This is a genomic window from Streptomyces clavuligerus (genome assembly GCF_005519465.1).
Classification (GTDB): Bacteria; Actinomycetota; Actinomycetes; order Streptomycetales; family Streptomycetaceae; genus Streptomyces; species Streptomyces clavuligerus.
Genome location: NZ_CP027858.1, coordinates 4732189 through 4751059, shown reverse-complemented (window position 1 = coordinate 4751059; position 18871 = coordinate 4732189). Strand labels below are relative to the sequence as shown.

Here is an 18871-nt window from a genome sequence, read left to right as displayed (position 1 = left end):
CTGTCCGCTCCGGGCCCGTGAGTTCCCGTTCTTACCTTCTCGAACCGGAAAGCAGGGCACGCTGTGCGCACACCACACCCACGTATCACGGGACGGACCGGCCCATGGAGAAGTCTGCGGGACCGGCTGCGGTTACGGCTGCTGGCACTCGCCGCCGCCTCCGCCGTCCTGGTCGTGTCACCGGGGCTGACGGCGACGGCCGGGGCGGCTGAGGCGACCGGCGCGCCGCCCGCCGCCGCGTCCGGCCCGGCGGCCGGAACCGCGCGGGACACCGGCACCCGGGCCGTACCGCTGTGGGGCTCGTCCATCGCGGTCGCCCGCAACGCCGACGGACGGCTCCAAATCTTCGGCACCAACAGCTCCGACCACGTCTACACCCGTGCGCAGAGCTCGCCGGGCGGCCCCCTGTCCGGCTGGGTCCGGTTGGACGGCGCCCTGCGGGCGGTCGCCGCCGAGACCAACGCCGACGGCCGGGTCGAGCTGTTCGGCGTGAACGGCGCCGGGGACATCTACCACCGCTGGCAGACCTCACCGGGCGGGGCCTGGTCGGGCTGGTCGCGGATGGACGGCAACCTCACCTCGATCGCGGCGGCCCGCAACGCCGACGGACGGCTCCAGATCTTCGGCGCCAACAGCGCCGGGGACATCTACACCCGCTGGCAGGTCGCCGCGGGCAGCGGCTGGAGCGGCTGGACCCAACTCGACGGCGGACTGACCCAGGTGGCGGCCGAGACCAACCTCGACGGCCGCATCCAGCTCTACGGGGTGAACAGCTCGGGTCAGATCTGGCACCGCTACCAGCTCTGGCCGGGCGGCCCGTGGGGCGGCTGGGACCAGATCCCCGGTTCGCTGGACTCGATCGCGGCGGCCCGCAACGCCGACGGCCGACTGGAGATCTTCGGCAGCAACGCGAGCGACGCGATCTACCAGAACTACCAGCAGTGGCGGGGCGGGCCCCTGGTCGGCTGGAGCCAGATGGACGGCCGGCTCACCCAGGTGGCCTCCGAGGTCAACGCCGACGGCCGGATCGAGCTGTTCGGCGTGAACCGCGCCGGGGACATCTACCACCGCTCCCAGACCGTGCCCAACAACGGCTGGGGCCCGTGGGTCCGCACGGACGGCTCCCTCAGGCCCTGACCACCGGCCCGGACACCACCCACCGGGCCCGTACCGGCGGGGTCCCGCGCCGTCCCGGACGACCCGGACGGCCCCCGTCCGGCGAGCACCCGGCGAACAGCCGGTGGGCATCCGGCACGCACCCGGTGAGCACCCCGTAGGCACCCGCGCCACGAAGACCTCCGGCACGACGACGGCCCACCGTCACCGTGCCGGAGGTCTTCCGCGTGCCCGCCACACATCTCCCCCGCCCTCCCCCGTTGCTCCGGTCCTCCGGTCCTCCGGTCCTCCGGTCCTCCGGTCCTCCGGTTTCGTAACGCGGTGGCGTCACCGGCACACCCGGCCGACCAGGTGACCGATCCCCGGCTCCGCCCCGGCGGCCACGCTGGACAGGCGGGGCACCTCATACAACACGTTCGTGGGTCCCCGGGGGTGCCCCGCCTCTGTTCGGCGTTCACCCGCGCTCACCATCCCCCCACCGCCCCCGGACGAACGAGGAGAGAAGACCCCCATGCACGACGACCACCCCGGCCGCCAGACCGGACAGGACCCGGGCGCCGACGGCACCACCCGGCCCGGCTCCCGCAGATCCTTCATCAGGACCGGTTCGCTCACGGTGACCGCCGCCGCCATCGGCGCGGCGGGAGCCTCGGCGCTCACCCCCTCGGCCGCCGCCGCGCCGACGACCTCGGTGGAGGAGGCCCGCCGGGCCGGGCGCCCGGTGCCCCTGACCCCCGCGTGCGGCGGCCACGAGACGCCCTCCGCGGTAGAGGGGCCGCTCTTCAAGCCGGAGTCCCCCGCGCGGACCGATGTGGTGACCCCCGGTACCCGGGGCGTCGAACTCGTGCTGACCGGAACGGTCTACGACACCGCGTGCCGCCCGCTGCCCGGCACGCTGATCGAATTCTGGCAGTGCGACCAGAACGGCGACTACGACACCTCCGGCTTCTCCCTCCGCAGCCATCAGTACGCCACCGGACGGGGCACCTACCGGCTGCGGACGATCGTCCCCCGGGACTACACGGGCCGCTGGGGCACCCGCACCCCGCACATCCATGTCCGGGTCCAGACCCCCGGCGGACCGCTGCTGATCACCCAGATCTACTTCCCGGACACCACCCGGGCGTACGGGCGCGACTTCGCCGCCCTCAACGCGGCCGACCAATTCTTCAACCGCTCCTGCCTCATCGCCCTCGCAGGCCCCACGGGCGGCGCGTACACCGGCGCCTTCGACTTCGTCGTCAAGACCACCGCCCCGTGACCGGCCCCCGTCCCACACCCCGCGGAGAGGAAGAGAGCAGAGCCGTGCTGACCCAGAGGACCCCGACGACACAGACGACGGGCAGAAAGGCGAAGGGCCTGCGGTGGCCCGTGCTGACGGCGGTGCTGACAGCCGGGGCCATAGCCTCCGGCGGTCTGCTCACCGCGGACATCGGCGCCGACCGCCCGGCGTCCACCGCGCCGGTGGCCGCCGCCGCCCCGCTCGCGGCCGACGGCCCGTGGCGTGCCACGGCGGTCCCGGTCAAGAAGGGCGATCTGACCGCCGTGGACGGCCTGGACGCCGCGAACGTCTGGGCCGTCGGCTATCGGCTGATCGGTCTCTCCGGCGGCGAGCCGGTGGCCCTGCGCTGGAACGGCACCTCCTGGCGGGAGGAGTCGAAGCTGCCCACCGGCCTCTGGCCGCAGGCGCTGTCGGTGCGTTCCGCGAACGACATCTGGGCGGCGGGGGCCCAGACCGCGCACTGGAACGGGACCTCCTGGACGCACCACACCCTGGCCGCCGACCCCGCGGGCCAGGTCACCCCCGACGCGCTGGACACCGCGCCGGACGGCTCCGTCTGGGTGGCAGGCCGGGCGATAACCAGCCCGGGCAGCATCAAGGTGGCCGCACCCGCGGTCCAGCGGTGGAACGGCACAGCCTGGCAGCGCCAGCCCCTGCCGGACGTCGGCGCGGGTGAGCTGTCGGCGGTGAAGGCCGTCGCGGCCGACAACGTCTGGGCCGTGGGCGCCTCCTTCGCCCCCGAGGGAGGCAAGCAGTCCGCCCTCGCCCTGCACTGGAACGGCAGCTCCTGGAAGCGGGCGACGCTCCCGGCCGCACGGGCGGGCGAGCACCGCTGGTTCAACGGTGTCACCGCGACCCGGTCCGGTGAGATCTGGGCGGTCGGCGCCACGGTGGCCGCCGACGGCACCGAGCGCCCGTACACCGCCCGCTGGGACGGCCGGACGTGGACCGAGCCGAAGACGCCCGCGGTCGCGGACGGCAGGCTGCGGTCCGTGACCGAGACCTCCGACGGCGCCCTGTGGGCGGGCGGCGGCAAGGGCGCGGCCTCGCTGCTGCTGCGCTGGGACGCCGCGAACCGCCGCTGGGAGAAGGCCGCCGACCCCGGTCTGACCGTCCGGTCGATCACCTCGGTACCGGGGAGCCGGACCCTGTGGACCGTGGGCGTCGCCACGTCCGGCGACATGCTGCCGACGGCGGCCCGACTGCCGCGCTGACCTGTCCCGTCCCCGCTGATGGACCAACTGTTGGACCAACTGATGGACCGGCCGGTGGACCGGTTGTCGTGTGCTGCCCCGCGAGGCCCCGCCCGGTAGGACCGTACGACCGTACGCATGTGTGAAGAACGACGGGCCCCCGGACCGGGATCGGTCCGGGGGCCCGTCGGTACGGGGCTGCCTCAGCCGTTCGCGCCGCCGTCGGCGGCGGGGCCGGAGGCACCCGTGGAGCCGTCGGTACCGGCCGCGGCGGCCGTGCCCCCGCTCCGCTCACGCATCCGGCGCAGCAGCTCCGCCTTCTGGTCCGCGGCGTTCTTGCGGTCGGTCTGGCCCGAGGGGCCGTTGCCCTGCTGATCGGCTCGGGACAGCTTCTTGCGCTGTCCGCCCACGCCGAGCAGGTTGTTGCGGCTCTTGGCCATGGGGCTCTCCCATCGTGGTGAGAAGTGGCTGGGACTTTCGTCGGACGCTGATGAGGACGGACCCGGTCCGCCGCTCTCTCACTCGTAGATCTGGAAGAGAAGCATGCGGGTGAGCGTACGCGCACCGCCGCCCCGCCCGCATCCGCGTTTCGCCGTGGCGCCCGCGGTACACCGGGAAACACCGCAGGCCGGCCGGGCGATACGGCCCGGCCGGCCTGCGGCGGCGTACGGGATTCAGCCGGCGGGACCGGCCCTCCGGTGCGGGACTAGCAGCCGAGGAGCCGCGCGCCCAGGTACGCCTGGATCTGGTCCAGGGAGACCCGCTCCTGCTGCATGGTGTCGCGCTCGCGCACGGTCACCGCGTTGTCGTCGAGGGTGTCGAAGTCGACGGTGACGCAGAACGGCGTGCCGATCTCGTCCTGGCGGCGGTAGCGGCGGCCGATGGCACCGGCGTCGTCGAACTCGATGTTCCAGTGCTGGCGCAGGTCCGCCGCGAGGCCCTTGGCCTTCGGGGAGAGCTGCGCGTTCCGCGACAGCGGCAGCACCGCGACCTTGACCGGCGCGAGGCGCGGGTCGAGGCGCATGACGGTGCGCTTCTCCATGACGCCCTTGGCGTTGGGGGCCTCGTCCTCGTTGTACGCGTCGAGCATGAACGCCAGCATGGCGCGGCCGACACCCGCCGCGGGCTCGATGACGTACGGCGTCCAGCGCTCGCCGGCCTCCTGGTCGAAGTACGACAGGTCCTGGCCGGACGCCTTGGAGTGGGCGCCCAGGTCGTAGTCGGTGCGGTTGGCGACGCCTTCCAGCTCGCCCCACTCGTTGCCGCCGAACTGGAAGCGGTACTCGATGTCAGCGGTCCGCTTGGAGTAGTGGGACAGCTTCTCCTTGGGGTGCTCGTACCAGCGCATGTTCTCTTCGCGCATGCCAAGGCCGGTGTACCAGTTCCAGCGCTGGTCCATCCAGTACTGCTGCCAGTGCTCGTCCTCGCCCGGCTTGACGAAGAACTCCATCTCCATCTGCTCGAACTCGCGGGTGCGGAAGATGAAGTTGCCGGGCGTGATCTCGTTGCGGAACGACTTGCCCATCTGCGCGATGCCGAACGGCGGCTTGCGGCGCGAAGTGTTCTGCACCAGGCCGAAGTTGGTGAAGATGCCCTGCGCGGTCTCGGGCCGCAGATAGGCGACGGAGCCGGAGTCGGCGGTCGGGCCGAGGTGGGTCGAGAGCAGACCGGAGAACTGCTTCGGGTCGGTGAACGTGCCCTTGTTGCCGCAGTTGGGGCAGTTCAGGTCCGCGAGGCCGTTCTCGGGGGCGCGGCCGTTGTGCTTCTCCTCGTACGCCTCGATCAGGTGGTCCGCACGGTAGCGCTTGTGGCAGGAGGTGCACTCGGTGAGCGGGTCGGTGAAGGTGGCGACATGGCCGGACGCCTCCCAGACCTCGCTGGCCAGGATGACCGACGAGTCGATTCCGACGACGTCCTCACGCGAGGTGACCATGTAGCGCCACCACTGACGCTTGAGGTTCTCCTTCAGCTCCACGCCCAGCGGCCCGTAGTCCCAGGCGGCACGCTGACCGCCGTAGATCTCACTGCACGGGTAGACGAAGCCACGGCGCTTGCTGAGGCTGACGATGGTCTCGATCTTGTCGGCGGCCACGGTGCTCTCTTCATTGATGACGACGGCGAACGGCGATTGATTCAGGTTACCGGCGCCCGTACCCCTCGGACCAAATCGATTGCCCGGGCAAAGGACGGTGTTTGCCCTGCTGGCGGGAGCCCCTGGACGACCGGTCCGGCCAGGGACCCCCCACCCCGCTTGTTGACAATCGTTTCCACTTTTGTTGAAAATGACTGTCATGAACGTACGACGCCACATACGCACCACCGCCATCGCCGGGGCCCTCGCCCTCGGGCTGATGGCGGTGTCGGCCTGTTCCCTCACCGACGGCGGGGACGGGCGGGAGGGCGGAAAGCTGAAGGTGACGGCGTCGTTCTATCCGATGACCTTCCTCGCCGAGCGGGTCGGCGGGGCGCATGTGACCGTCTCCACCCTGACCAAGCCGGGTGTCGAGCCGCACGATCTTGAACTCACCCCGCGCCAGACCGCCCAACTCGGCGAGGCGGGCTGGATTCTCCACCTCAAGGGCATCCAGCCCGCCGTGGACAAGGCCATCGAGCAGGCGGACGTGGCGCACAAGACGGACGCCGCCACGCTCACCGCGAGCGACCCGGGGGCTCCGGAGCGCACCGGGTCCGCCGCCGGGAAGTCGGCGGCGCCCGCCCCGGCCACGGAGCCCGCCACCCCTTCCGCGGAGCCGGAGAGGAAGTCCGCGGAGCCGCGGAAGCAGGATGGGCACGGCGACCACCCGGGGCACGAGGACCACACGGACCACGGCGGGTCCGGCCATGAGGCCCACGGCGCCCAGGGCGCCCAGGGGGAGTCCGACCACACCGACCACACCGATCACGGCGACCACGGTGACCACGGCGGTCACAGCGGCCAGGACGACCACGGCGATCACGGCGACCACGGAACCGGGTCCGACGGCGCCACGCACGGCGGGACCGGCACCGCAACCGACGGCACCGATGGCAGCGACAGCACCGGGGCCACCGGCGGCGGCGACCACGACGGCCACAGCCACGACCACGCGGGCGGCGGCGATCCGCACCTCTGGCTCGACCCGGTGAAGTACGCGGAGATGGCCCGGGGCGTCGGCACGGCGCTCGCGAAGGCCGACCCCGAGCACGCCGACACCTACCGCGCCAACGCGGACACGCTGGCGGACGAGCTGACCGAGCTGGACACCGCCTTCCGCGAGGGCCTGCGGACCGTCGAGTCGAAGACCTTCATCACCACCCACTCCGCCTTCGGCCATCTCGCCGGGCGCTATGGACTGATCCAGGAGGGCATCTCGGGCATCAGCCCGGAGGCCGAGCCCAGCCCCGCCCGGATCAAGCAGCTCCAGACCATCGCGGAGCAGGACGGGGTGACCACGGTCTTCTTCGAGACCCTGGCCAGCGACCGGACGGCGAAGACACTCGCCGCCGACACCGGGATGCGCACGGCCGTCCTCGACCCCCTCGAAGGGATCACGGACAAGTCCCCCGGCTCGGACTATCTGGAGGTCATGCGGGCCAACCTGGCCGCGCTCCAGAAGGCGCTGGGGGCGAAGTGACCGCGCCCGCCCCGGCCGCCCCCGGCACCACCACCGGCCCGGCCGGACCCGACAGGACCCAGCGGAGATCGGAGACCACGGTGGGTGACAGGACCGCGCACGACCCCGCCATACCCGTCCTCTCCCTCCGGGGGGCGCGGGCCTCGCTCGGCTCCCGCCCCGTGCTGCGCGGCGTGGATCTGGCCGTGGCCCCCGGCGAGGTCGTGGCCCTGCTCGGCGCCAACGGCTCCGGCAAGTCCACCGCCGTGCGCGCCGCGATCGGGCAGGTCCCCCTCTCCGAGGGCGAGATCTCCCTCTTCGGCACCCCGCTGCGCCGCTTCCGCCAGTGGCACCGGGTCGGCTACGTCCCCCAGCGCACCACCGCCGCGAGCGGAGTGCCCGCGACCATCCGCGAGGTCGTCTCCTCGGGGCGGCTCTCGCGCGCCCGCTTCGGCCTGCTCTCCCGCGCCGACCGGGCCGCCGTGGACCGGGCCATCGACCTGGTGGGCCTCGGCGACCGGGCCCGGGACTCCGTCGCCGCCCTCTCCGGCGGCCAGCACCAGCGGGTGCTGATCGCCCGCGCGCTCGCCGCCGAACCCGAGCTGCTGATCATGGACGAGCCGATGGCGGGCGTCGACCTGGCCAGCCAGGAGGTCCTGGCCGAGACCCTGCGCGACCAGGTGGCCGCCGGGACCACCGTCCTCCTCGTCCTCCATGAGCTGGGGGCCGTCGAGCCGCTGATCGACCGGGCCGTGGTCCTCCGCGACGGCTGCGTGGTCCACGACGGACCGCCCCCGGAGGCCGTCGGGCAGCACGCCCTCCCCGGCCACGACCACGTACATCCGCACGCGGCCCATGAGCCGCTCCGCACGGGACTGCTGACCTGACGGACATGGAAATCCTCGAAACCGCCTTCATGCAGCGCGCGCTGCTCGCCGCCCTGCTGGTCGGCGTGACCGCGCCCGCCATCGGCATCTATCTGGTGCAGCGCCGCCAGGCGCTGATGGGCGACGGCATCGGCCATGTGGCGATGACCGGCGTCGGCCTCGGCTTCCTGCTCTCCACCAACCCGATCTGGACGGCCGCCCTGGTCTCCGTGGCCGGTGCGGTGATCATGGAGCTGATCAGGATCTACGGGCGCACGCGCGGCGACATCGCGCTGTCGATGCTCTTCTACGGCGGCATGGCGGGCGGTGTGCTGCTGGTCAATGTCTCGGACACCGGCTCCACCGGCGACCTCGGCTCCTTCCTCTTCGGTTCGCTCTCCACCGTCTCCGACGCCGATCTGCTGGCGATCACGCTGCTGGCCTTCTTCGTGCTGCTGGTCTGCGTCGGGCTGCGCAAGCAGCTCTTCGCGGTCAGCCAGGACGAGGAGTTCGCCCGGGTCACCGGGCTGCCGGTGCGGGCGCTGAATCTGCTGATCGCGGTCACGGCCGCGGTCACGATCTCGGTCGCCATGCGGGTCGTGGGGCTGCTGCTGGTCAGCGCCCTGATGGTGGTTCCCGTCGCGGCGGCGCAGCAGATCTCCCGCTCGTTCCGCGCCACGTTCGCCCTGGCGGTCGGCATCGGTGTCGCCGTGACGCTCGCGGGCACCACCACCTCGTACTACCAGGACGTGCCCCCCGGCGCGACGATCGTGCTGCTCGCGATCGGGATCTTCGTGGTGCTGGCCGCGCTGGCCGGGCCGCTGGCGAGGTACCGGGCCCGGCGGGCCGAGCCGCCGGGGGCCGGGGGCGCACGGGCCGGGGCCCGGGCGTGCACGGCCGCCGACTCCGCGACGGTGCCGCCCGCCCGCGCGCCCCGGCGGGAAACGGAAGCGGACGACGTACGGATCTGAGCCGCCCGCCACCGCGGTCCCGCCCCGCCGGTGGGCGGGCCACCAGCGGGAAAAGGAGGCGCGGAGAGGGAGGACGTACGATCCGGAGAGGCCGGCCTGGCAGAATTGGCCCCGACAGGAATGGGTGGGGCTAAGCGAGGAGGCACCTGTGGCCACGGCGCCAAGCGGAGGTAACACCGTCCCTGTGCGAGGCCGGTCGACCCGGCAGCGCGCCGCGGTGGCGGCGGCGCTCGACGAGGTGGACGAGTTCCGCAGCGCACAGGAGCTGCACGACATGCTCAAGCACCGGGGCGACTCGGTGGGACTGACCACGGTCTACCGCACGCTCCAGTCGCTGGCCGAGGCCGGCGAGGTCGATGTGCTGCGCACGAGCGACGGCGAGTCCGTCTACCGCCGCTGCTCGACCGACGACCACCATCACCACCTCGTGTGCCGTCTGTGCGGCAAGGCCGTCGAGGTCGAGGGCCCGGCCGTGGAGCAGTGGGCGGAGACGGTGGCCGCCGCCCACGGCTTTGTGAACGTCGCCCACACGGTGGAGATCTTCGGTACCTGCGCGGAGTGCGCCGCGAAGTCCTGACCCGGGCACCGCCTCAGGGGCGGGTCACTGCGGCTGGTCGATCTGGTTGGGGATGGCCCCGCCGAACCGCCGGTCCCGCTTGGCGTACTCCAGGCACGCCCGCCACAGGTCACGGCGGTCGAAGTCGGGCCAGAGCACGTCCTGGAAGACCATCTCGGCATAGCTGCTCTGCCAGATCAGATAGTTCGACGTGCGCTGCTCACCGCTGGGGCGCAGAAAGAGGTCCACATCCGGCATGTCCGGGTAGTAGAGGTACTTCTGGAAGGTCCGCTCATTGACCTTGCCCGGGTCCAGCCTCCCGGCCGCCACATCCTGGGCGATCTTCTGCGCGGCGTCCGCGATCTCCGCCCGGCCGCCGTAGTTGACGCAGAAGTACAGCGTCATGGCGTCGTTGTCCTTGGTCATCTCCTGCGCGACCTGGAGTTCCTGGACGACGGACTTCCACAGCCTGGGCATCCGGCCGACCCAGCGGATGCGGATGCCCATCTCGTTCATCTCGTCCCGGCGGGCCCGGATGACATCCCGGTTGAAGCCCATCAGAAAGCGGACCTCGTCGGGGGAGCGCTTCCAGTTCTCGGTGGAGAAGGCGTACAGGGAGAGATTCTGGACGCCCAGTTCCAGACAGCCCTTGAGCACGTCGAGGACGACGGCCTCGCCCCGCTTGTGCCCCTCGGTGCGGGGCAGGCCGCGCTCCTTGGCCCAGCGGCCGTTGCCGTCCATGACACAGGCGACATGGTTCGGGACGAGTTCGCCGGGGATCTTCGGGGGCTGCTCACCGGAGGGGTGCGGGTCGGGGGCCCGGTAGTCGCGGCGGGGTCGGCCGAGCATTCCGCGTCGTGCCATGCGGCTCACATCTCCTAGCTGATTCTTTACTTCTCGACGTACCGGAGCGATCGCAGGCCACGCTCCAGATGCCAGTGCAGATACGCGGACACCAGCCCGCTGCCCTCTCTGACATGACGCGCCTCGCACGCTTCCGCCGCGGGCCAGTCGCCCGTCAGCAGCGCGCTGAGCAGTCCTATGGCCTCGGCTGAGGGTACGACGCTACCGGGGACCCGGCAGTCCCCGCAGATGACTCCCCCGGCTGCGACGGAGAAGAAACGGTTGGGGCCGGGCAGACCGCAACGGGCGCAGGCGTCGAAGCTGGGCGCGTAGCCGTTCACGGCGAGGGAGCGGAGGAGGAACGCGTCCAGCACCAGATGGGGCGCGTGCTCCCCCCGGGAGAGTGCCCGCAGGCCGCCGACCAGCAGCAGATACTGCTGCACCGCGGGCTCGCCCTCGTGGTCGGTGAACCGCTCGGCGGTCTCCAGCATGGCCGTGCCCGCGGTGTAGCGGGCGTAGTCGGTGACGATGCCGCCGCCGTAGGGGGCGATCGTCTCGCTCTGGGTGCAGAGCGGCAGCCCGCGGCCCACCAGCTCGCTGCCGCGGGCGAAGAACTGCACGTCGACATGGGAGAACGGCTCCAGCCTGGCGCCGAACCTGGACTTGGTGCGGCGCACCCCGCGGGCGACGGCGCGGACCCGGCCGTGGCCCCGGGTGAGCAGCGTGATGATGCGGTCGGCCTCGCCCAGCTTCTGGGTGCGCAGGACGACGCCGTCATCACGGAACAGGCTCATGGCCCCATTCTCCCGTACCCGGGCGCGCTCCCGTACGCGATGGCCCGGCCGCCGCGGCCCGGTACCCGGAGGAACGGGCCCGAAGGCGACGGCGACCGTCGGAAACACCCGTCACCGGCGGGGAAGTTGAGTAGCGCATGTCACATAACTCTCGACACGGGGCCTCCGGGGACGCCACAGTCCGTACGGGCGTACGCCGAAGATCAAGGGGAGGACGAACATGCGGAGAACGCTGATAGCGGCCGTGTCGCTGGCGCTGCTCACGGGCACCGTGTCGACGGCGGGGGCGACGGCCGCCGAAGCGCCGGAGGCGGCGGAGACGGTGGTCCGCGCCGGGGCGGACACCCGGGCGGACATCAGGGAGCGACTGCTCGCGATCCCGGGTATGGCACTCGTCAGTGAGGAGCAGGTCGGTCGGCACCGCTTCTTCATCCTCACCTATGAGCAGCCCGTCGATCACGAGGACCCGTCGAAGGGCACCTTCCGGCAGCGGCTGTCCCTGCTGCACAAGGACACCGGCCGCCCGTCCGTCTTCCACACCACGGGCTACCACCTGTGGCCGAACCCGGAGCGCTCCGAGCCCGCCCGGATCATCGACGGCAACGAGGTCTCGCTGGAGCACCGCTACTTCGCCCCGTCGATCCCCGCGCCCGAGGACTGGACCGAGCTGAACATCCGGCAGGCCGCCGCCGATCAGCACCGGCTGTTCACGGAGCTGAAGAAGGTCTACCCACAGAAGTGGATCTCCACGGGCGCCTCCAAGGGCGGCATGACGGCGGCGTACTACGAGCGCTTCCACCCGGGCGACATGGACGCCGTGGTCGTCTATGTCGCCCCCGCCGACGTCCACGACAAGGAGGACTCGGCCTATGACCGCTTCTTCCGCCGGGTCGGGACCACGGAGTGCCGCGACCGGGTCAACGCCCTTCAGCGCGAGGGGCTGATCCGGCGCGCGCCCCTGGTGCGGGCGCTGACGGAGGCGGCGGCGCGGGACGAGGTCACCTTCCGGCAGATCGGCGGGGTCGACCGGGCCTACGAGAGCGCCGTGACGGGGTGGTCCTGGGGCTTCTGGCAGAACTACGGCCTCGACTACTGCGGGGAGCTGCCCGCCGAGCCCGCGAAGGCGGCCGACGGGGAGCTGTTCGCCGCCTTCCGGCAGTTCGGGGGCTTCTACGGGGGCAGCGACGACAGCCTCGCGACCTACCGCCCGTACTACTACCAGGCGGGCACCGAGCTGGGCTCCCCGTCCACGCGGACACCCCGGCATCTCAGGGGGCTGGTGCGATACCCGGAGCAGGGTCCGCGCGACTATGTGCCGAGCGAGATCCCGATGGCGTTCCAGCCGAAGGCGATGAAGGACATCGACCGCTGGGTTCGGCGCAACGCCGACCGGATGCTCTTTGTGAACGGCGCGTGGGACCCGTGGTCGGCGGAGCCGTTCCGCCTCGGCGGGGGCGCGCGGGACAGCCATGTCCTCACCGCGCCGGGCACCGGCCACTGGGCGGACGTCTCCTGGCTGCCGGAGCGGGAGCGGGCGTTCGCGACCGCCCGGATCCAGCGGTGGGCCGGGGTCGCGCCCGCCGTGGTGCGCGCGGACCCGTCGAAGGCGAGGCCGCTGGCGCGCCATGACGCACGGCTGGACGGGAAGGACCGCGAGCGGCAGCAGCGGAGGCTGGGGGCGCTGCCGCGCTGACCCGGGGCGGCAGCGGTACCAGTGGGGGGCGGGCCCTCGGCGGCCCGTCTCCCCGCGTTCCTCCGCGCTTCTTCCGCCGCTTCTTCCGCCGCCCGGCCCGGAAGGTCCGAAGCGCCCGAAGGGCAGGGGGCTCAGGGGCTCAGGGGCTCAGGGGCTCAGGGGCTCAGGGGCTCAGGGGCTCAGGGGCTCAGGGGCTGAGCGTACGGGCCGTCGACAGCAGCCGGTCCGTGTCGTCCGGGTGGAGCTGGAGGGCGGCGCCCACCGTGGCCAGCACCTCGCGCTCGGCCGGGCTGTAGGGGCCGTCGGCCAGCGCGATCCGCGCGCCCTGGAGCAGGATCGATTCACGTCCGGCGGGAGCGAGGTGCGGGGAGAGCGGCTCCAGGGCCTCGTGCAGCTCGATGGCGAGGGCCGCGCCGTAGGGGCCGACATCGGTGACGAAGCGCCCGGTGTCCGCCGCCAGCGCCTCGATGAGCCCGGTGAGCTGGTCCTCGGTGCAGTCGTGGAGCCCGGCCGCGCGAACGGTGGCCACGGCCGTCTCCCGCACCGGACGGGAGGAGGTGCCGCCGGAGGCGAGCACCGCGAGGGCGACGGTGTGCACCGCGTCACGGAGCATCGCCGAGAAGCGGGCAGTGGTCGGATGATCGAGGGCGTCCATACCGAAGTGGCCCTGACAGGCCGCGCACTCGACGACCGGCCCGGCCGAACCCCGGGGCATCAGCGGGACACCGAGCAGGGTGAAGCGCCGACGGCCCGTGCGGCGGCGGTAGTTGCGGTCGCCGCCGCAGCCGGGACAGAAGAACTCGCCGTCCCCCACTGTGTTCCATGACGTATGAATGCCGCAGACCATCAGCTTTCGGCCAAACATACCCCGGTCTGCGCGCACCGCGACCTCCGTGACGCTCCAGCAACCTGCAACCAACCCCGCGTTGACGTGATGTTAGCCACATGCTCACGGTGTCGTCAGCACCCCGGCGGCCGGACGCCCGCACATGGCCGATTCCGCGCCCTGGCCGAAGGGCCCCGGAAACCGGCCCGCCCCCGGTCGCGTCTTCCGTGGAAGGCGCCGGGGGCGGGGTGGTTGAAGGTGAACCCGAATCAGCGAGCCGCGCGGTTGACGGCCGAGACAACCGCCTTCAGCGAGGCCCGGGTGGTGTTGGCGTCGATGCCGACGCCCCACAGCACCTGGCCGTCGATGGCGCACTCGATGTACGAGGCGGCCTGGGCCGAAGCGCCCTCGCTCATGGTGTGCTCGGTGTAGTCGAGCAGCCGGACATCCACTCCGACCGCGTTCAGCGCGTCGAAGAAGGCGGAGATCGGACCATTGCCCGTACCCGTCAGTACGGTGGTGGCGCCGTCGACGACCGCCTCGACGGTCAGCGTGTCGACGCCGTCGGTGTCCGCCGTCGACTGTCCGGAACGCAGTTGGATCCGGCCCCAGGGGTTCTCCGGGTTCGGCAGATACTCGTCCCGGAAGACGTCCCAGATGGCCGCCGGGGTGACCTCGCCGCCCTCGCTGTCCGTCTTCGCCTGGATGATCCGCGAGAACTCGATCTGCATCCGCCGCGGCAGATCCAGCTTGTGGTCGTTCTTCAGCACATAGGCGATACCGCCCTTGCCGGACTGCGAGTTGACCCGGATCACCGCCTCGTAGGAGCGGCCCACGTCCTTCGGGTCGATCGGCAGATACGGAACATTCCACTCGATCTCGTCGACCGGCTTCCCGGCCGCCGCGGCGTCCGCCTCCAGCGCCTCGAACCCCTTCTTGATCGCGTCCTGGTGCGAACCGGAGAACGCCGTGTAGACCAGGTCGCCCACATAGGGGTGGCGCGGGTGGACCTCCATCTGGTTGCAGTACTCGCTGGTCCGGCGGATCTCGTCGATCTGCGAGAAGTCGATCTGCGGATCGACGCCCTGCGAGAACAGATTCATCCCCAGGGTCACCAGGTCGACATTGCCGGTCCGCTCGCCCTGCCCGAACAGGCACCCCTCGATCCGGTCCGCCCCGGCCATGATCGCCAGCTCGGCGGCGGCCACGGCCGTGCCCCGGTCGTTGTGCGGATGGACCGACAGACACACGAACTCACGGCGGGACAGATTCCGCGACATCCACTCGAACCGGTCCGCGTGCGTCGACGGCGTGGAACGCTCCACCGTCGCCGGCAGATTCAGGATGATCTCGCGGCCCGGCTCCGGCTGCCAGACGTCCATCACGCCCTCGCAGACCTCCAGCGCGAAGTCCAGCTCGGTGTCCGTGAAGATCTCCGGGCTGTACTGGTAGCCGAAGACCGTCTCGGGGCCCAGCAGCTTCTCGGCGTACTCCATGACCAGCCGGGTGCCGTCCACCGCGATCTGCCGCACCTGCTCCTTCGAGCCGCGGAAGACGACCCGGCGGAAGGTGGGGGCGGTGGCGTTGTACAGGTGCACGGTGGCGCGGTGCGCACCGCGCAGCGACTCCACGGTGCGCTCGATCAGCTCCTCGCGCGCCTGGGTGAGGACGGAGATCGTCACATCCTCGGGGATCAGCCCCTCCTCGATGATCGAGCGGACGAAGCCGAAGTCCGTCTCGCCCGACGCCGGGAAACCGACCTCGATCTCCTTGTATCCCATCCGCACCAGCAGCTCGAACATCTCGCGCTTGCGGGCCGGGGACATCGGGTCGATCAGCGACTGGTTGCCGTCCCGCAGATCCGTGGACAGCCAGCGCGGCGCCTTCGTGATCCGCCGCTCAGGCCAGGTGCGGTCCGGGATCTCCACGGCCTCGTACCGGCGGTACCGGTGGATCGGCATCCCCGACGGCTTCTGGGCGTGCGTGGCATTGGTGACGGGCGTGGCCCGGCCGACGGAGATCTCCGACGGCGCGGACGGATCGGACGGCACGGAAGGGGGTACGGACTGGGTCACGACAGGGCTCCTCGGATGAAGCTGCGGTTCCGGCGGAATCCCCCGCCTCGTCCAGGGCCATGGCGGATGGCGGGAGGCTGGGGGTCGAGGCCGACGGAGTCGAAGCAGCACGCGATCCCGCGGGGAGGGGGTCGGCCTACGACTACAGGCCCTCGCCGCGGCAGCTAAGAAGAAGCAGCCCGAAGTGCATGATGCGCCGAAGCCTAACCGAGGACGCCGCCGCACGCGCCCCACGTTTCACTATGCGGGACAGCGCATGACGACACACCGCGCCCACGCCCTCACGGTGCGGATTCTCCGCCCGTCAATCAGCCAACCCGCATGTCACTCTATTTCCGTAATCGCCATTACTTCTCGCGACAACACCATCACGTGATGCGACATTGCGGGCATGGCGAACTCGCACCCCACGTTCTGCACGATCATTCCGCCCCATGTCCTCGACAAGGTCGCGACCTCCGGTGACCCCGATCTCGCGCCCGTCGCCCGCCACACCCTGGAGACGGACGCCAAGCAGCGCACCCGGAGGCAGCTGAACATCGCCCTCGGCGTCCCGGACGAGGTCGGCATCATCCGGGGCAGCGGCCCCACGGAGCACCCGACCCGCACCCTCCACGACTGCGGCAACAGCACCCGGCTGCCCGGCGCCAAGGTCCGCGACGAGGGCCAGGACCCCGGCCAGGACGCCACCGTCAACCGGGTCTACGCGGGCCTCGGCTCCACCTTCGAGCTGCTGCTGTCCGGCTACGGCCGCAGCTCGCTCGACGGCGAGGGGCTGCCGCTGGTGGCGAGCGTCCACTACGGCCGCGGCTACGCCAACGCCTTCTGGAACGGCCAGCAGATGGTGTTCGGCGACGGGGACGGGGAGGTCTTCCTCGACTTCTCCCAGTCCGTCGACGTCATCGCGCACGAGCTGACGCACGGCCTGACGCAGTACACCGCCAACCTCACCTACTTCGGTCAGCCGGGCGCGCTCAACGAGTCCGTCTCGGACGTCATCGGCTCCCTCGTCAAGCAGTACGTCCTCGACCAGACCGCCGACCGGGCGGACTGGCTGCTCGGCGCGGAGATCCTCGGCCCCCGGGTGAACGGGGCCGCGCTGCGCTCGCTGAAAGCGCCGGGGACCGCGTACGACGACGAGATCCTGGGCAAGGACCCGCAGCCCGCCACGATGGACGGCTATGTCCGCACCGGACGGGACAACGGCGGGGTGCACATCAACTCCGGCATCCCCAACCACGCGTTCTACCTGGCCGCCACCGAACTCGGCGGCAAGGCGTGGGAGCGGGCGGGGCAGATCTGGTTCGACACCCTCACCGGGGGCGCGCTCCACGAGGACGCCACCTTCCGGGACTTCGCGGGCGCCACCCTGGACGCGGCGCGGGAGCGCTACGGTGACGGCGAGGAGCTTCAGGCCGTCACGAAGGCGTGGGCCACCGTGAAGGTGCCGACCGGCTGACGGCGACGATCACCGCTCCGGCCCCGGACCGCGCGGACGGGGGCGGACGGATCAACCGGACCGGACGGGCCCGGGGCGGCGGTCCAGATCCTGACGCCCCGGGCCCGTCCTTGAGAAGGGGAGCCATGCGCATCCAGGTGACACGGACGGGCGGATTCGCCGGCATCGAACGGCAGGCGGAGATCGACACCGACGCCCTGCCCGAGGACGTGTCCGAGGGCGTGTCCGACGCCGCGGGCTGGCGGGACCTGGCCTCCCGCGCGCTCGCCGAGGCACAGGGCAGCCCGCACACCGGGGTGCCGGACGGCTTCAGCTACGAGATCACCGTGGACGGCCGCACCGTCCACTGCTCCGACCCGGAGCTGGGCGAGGCCCAGCGCGAACTGATCTCCCGGGTCCTCCGCACGGGCGCCTGAGCCCCGGCCGCCGTCGCTGCGCGGACGTCTGCCTCCGCCCTGCGGGCGAGTGAGCCGAAGGGGTGCCGCGGGTGCCGAAAGCGGAGAGCGCGCGGAGGTTCCGAGGAACGAGGAACCGAGCACGGTCGACCGTCGGCGCACGCTCTGGCACCCCGGAGGCGAACCGAGCCGCAAAAGGATTCAGAAGCCGAGGCGGCGGAGCTGCTTGGGGTCGCGCTGCCAGTCCTTCGCGACCTTCACATGCAGATCGAGGAAGACCGGCGTCCCGAGCAGTGCCTCGATCTGCTTGCGGGACTTCACCCCGACCTCCTTCAGGCGCTTGCCCTTGGGGCCGATGATGATCCCCTTCTGGCTGGGGCGCTCGATGTACACGTTCGCGTGGATGTCGAGCAGCGGCTTGTCCGCCGGGCGGTCCTCGCGCGGCAGCATCTCCTCGACCACGACGGCGATGGAGTGCGGCAGCTCGTCGCGGACCCCTTCCAGCGCGGCCTCGCGGATCAGCTCGGCCACCATGACCTGTTCGGGCTCATCGGTGAGATCGCCCTCCGGGTAGAGCGCGGGGCCCTCGGGCAGCAGCGGGATCAGCAGGTCGGCGACGAGCTGGACCTGCTGGTCGCCGACGACCGAGACCGGGATGATCTCGGCCCACTCGATGCCCAGCTCCTCGCCGAGCCGGCTCACGGCGAGAAGCTGTTCGGCGAGGGTCCGGGAGTCGACTAGGTCGGTCTTGGTGACGATCGCCACCTTGGGGGTCTTCTTGATCCCGGCCAGTTCCTTGGCGATGAAGCGGTCACCGGGGCCGAGCTTCTGGTCGGCGGGCAGACAGAAGCCGATGACGTCGACCTCGGCCCAGGTGGTGCGGACCACGTCGTTCAGCCGCTCGCCGAGGAGGGTGCGCGGCTTGTGCAGACCGGGGGTGTCGACCAGGATCAGCTGCGCCTCGGGCCGGTGGACGATGCCGCGGACGGTGTGCCGGGTGGTCTGGGGGCGGTTGGAGGTGATCGCCACCTTCTGGCCGACGAGAGCGTTCGTCAGGGTGGACTTGCCCGCGTTGGGGCGGCCGACGAAGCAGGCGAAGCCCGACCGGTGGGGGACGGACTCGGAGGACTGGGTACGAACGCTCATGCCGCCCATTCTCCCTGATGCCGGGGGCGCCGGTGCGCGCGAGGGCCGCGTTCGGGCCGCCGG

The 18871-nt window shown here is 71.5% G+C and carries 17 protein-coding genes; 10 read left to right on the top strand and 7 right to left on the bottom strand.

Annotation, left to right across the window (positions count from 1 at the left end; all coding sequences use genetic code 11):
• Positions 1 to 63 precede the first annotated feature (63 nt).
• The 3 genes from CRV15_RS19975 to CRV15_RS19965 all read left to right on the top strand — a co-directional run bounded on the left by CRV15_RS19975 (position 64) and on the right by CRV15_RS19965 (position 3612).
• Complete coding sequence (locus tag CRV15_RS19975) at positions 64 to 1137, top strand: PLL family lectin (RefSeq protein ID WP_009996153.1); 1074 nt, start codon at positions 64 to 66, stop codon at positions 1135 to 1137.
• 490 nt (positions 1138 to 1627) lie between these two features.
• On the top strand, positions 1628 to 2377 hold the full coding sequence (locus CRV15_RS19970; RefSeq protein ID WP_003960407.1) for a dioxygenase family protein: 750 nt from the start codon (positions 1628 to 1630) through the stop codon (positions 2375 to 2377).
• 44 nt (positions 2378 to 2421) lie between these two features.
• Positions 2422 to 3612, top strand: coding sequence for a hypothetical protein (locus CRV15_RS19965; protein WP_009996154.1), 1191 nt, complete (start codon positions 2422 to 2424; stop codon positions 3610 to 3612).
• A 182-nt stretch (positions 3613 to 3794) separates the two neighbouring features.
• Here CRV15_RS19965 and CRV15_RS19960 read toward each other — a convergent pair whose 3' ends face one another.
• Both CRV15_RS19960 and CRV15_RS19955 read right to left on the bottom strand, forming a co-directional pair.
• Positions 3795 to 4031 carry a DUF6243 family protein gene (locus CRV15_RS19960; protein ID WP_003960409.1) on the bottom strand — a complete coding sequence of 79 codons (237 nt, stop codon included), beginning with the start codon at positions 4029 to 4031 and terminating at the stop codon, positions 3795 to 3797.
• 266 nt (positions 4032 to 4297) lie between these two features.
• Complete coding sequence (locus CRV15_RS19955) at positions 4298 to 5683, bottom strand: glycine--tRNA ligase (RefSeq protein WP_003960410.1); 1386 nt, start codon at positions 5681 to 5683, stop codon at positions 4298 to 4300.
• Positions 5684 to 5882: 199 nt separating this feature from the next.
• Between CRV15_RS19955 and CRV15_RS19950 the strand changes: the two genes are divergently transcribed.
• The 4 genes from CRV15_RS19950 to CRV15_RS19935 all read left to right on the top strand — a co-directional run bounded on the left by CRV15_RS19950 (position 5883) and on the right by CRV15_RS19935 (position 9598).
• Positions 5883 to 7205: a metal ABC transporter substrate-binding protein gene (locus CRV15_RS19950; RefSeq protein WP_009996155.1), complete on the top strand. Its 1323-nt coding sequence runs from the start codon at positions 5883 to 5885 to the stop codon at positions 7203 to 7205.
• 80 nt (positions 7206 to 7285) lie between these two features.
• Positions 7286 to 8071 (top strand): metal ABC transporter ATP-binding protein, encoded by a 786-nt coding sequence (locus CRV15_RS19945; RefSeq protein ID WP_029182911.1) that lies wholly within the window; start codon positions 7286 to 7288, stop codon positions 8069 to 8071.
• 5 nt (positions 8072 to 8076) lie between these two features.
• On the top strand, positions 8077 to 9021 hold the full coding sequence (locus CRV15_RS19940) for a metal ABC transporter permease (protein WP_003960413.1): 945 nt from the start codon (positions 8077 to 8079) through the stop codon (positions 9019 to 9021).
• 148 nt (positions 9022 to 9169) lie between these two features.
• Positions 9170 to 9598, top strand: coding sequence for a Fur family transcriptional regulator (locus CRV15_RS19935; protein ID WP_003957720.1), 429 nt, complete (start codon positions 9170 to 9172; stop codon positions 9596 to 9598).
• 24 nt (positions 9599 to 9622) lie between these two features.
• On the opposite strand, the gene CRV15_RS19930 is transcribed toward CRV15_RS19935, so the two are convergent.
• Positions 9623 to 10441, bottom strand: coding sequence for an isoprenyl transferase (locus CRV15_RS19930; protein WP_003960415.1), 819 nt, complete (start codon positions 10439 to 10441; stop codon positions 9623 to 9625).
• Positions 10442 to 10467: 26 nt separating this feature from the next.
• Positions 10468 to 11214, bottom strand: a complete 747-nt coding sequence (gene recO, locus CRV15_RS19925; RefSeq protein ID WP_003957722.1) for a DNA repair protein RecO — start codon at positions 11212 to 11214, stop codon at positions 10468 to 10470.
• A 220-nt stretch (positions 11215 to 11434) separates the two neighbouring features.
• On the opposite strand from recO, the gene CRV15_RS19920 reads away from it, so the two are divergent.
• A complete protein-coding gene (locus tag CRV15_RS19920; protein WP_003960416.1) occupies positions 11435 to 12907 on the top strand; it encodes a S28 family serine protease in 1473 nt (490 codons plus the stop codon).
• Positions 12908 to 13094: 187 nt separating this feature from the next.
• On the opposite strand, the gene CRV15_RS19915 is transcribed toward CRV15_RS19920, so the two are convergent.
• Entirely contained in the window at positions 13095 to 13772 is a 678-nt protein-coding gene (locus CRV15_RS19915; protein WP_003960417.1) for a tellurite resistance TerB family protein, read from the bottom strand.
• 230 nt (positions 13773 to 14002) lie between these two features.
• Entirely contained in the window at positions 14003 to 15694 is a 1692-nt protein-coding gene (leuA, locus tag CRV15_RS19910) for a 2-isopropylmalate synthase (protein WP_003957726.1), read from the bottom strand.
• 505 nt (positions 15695 to 16199) lie between these two features.
• Here leuA and CRV15_RS19905 point away from each other — a divergent pair.
• The gene (locus CRV15_RS19905) at positions 16200 to 17267 is read left to right on the top strand and encodes a M4 family metallopeptidase (RefSeq protein WP_003957727.1); all 1068 of its coding nucleotides are present in this window, start codon (positions 16200 to 16202) and stop codon (positions 17265 to 17267) included.
• 125 nt (positions 17268 to 17392) lie between these two features.
• The gene (locus CRV15_RS19900) at positions 17393 to 17683 is read left to right on the top strand and encodes a protealysin inhibitor emfourin (protein WP_003957728.1); all 291 of its coding nucleotides are present in this window, start codon (positions 17393 to 17395) and stop codon (positions 17681 to 17683) included.
• A 180-nt stretch (positions 17684 to 17863) separates the two neighbouring features.
• Here the strand turns inward: CRV15_RS19900 and era are convergent, their stop codons facing one another.
• Positions 17864 to 18808 (bottom strand): GTPase Era, encoded by a 945-nt coding sequence (gene era, locus CRV15_RS19890; protein ID WP_009996164.1) that lies wholly within the window; start codon positions 18806 to 18808, stop codon positions 17864 to 17866.
• Positions 18809 to 18871: the final 63 nt, after the last annotated feature.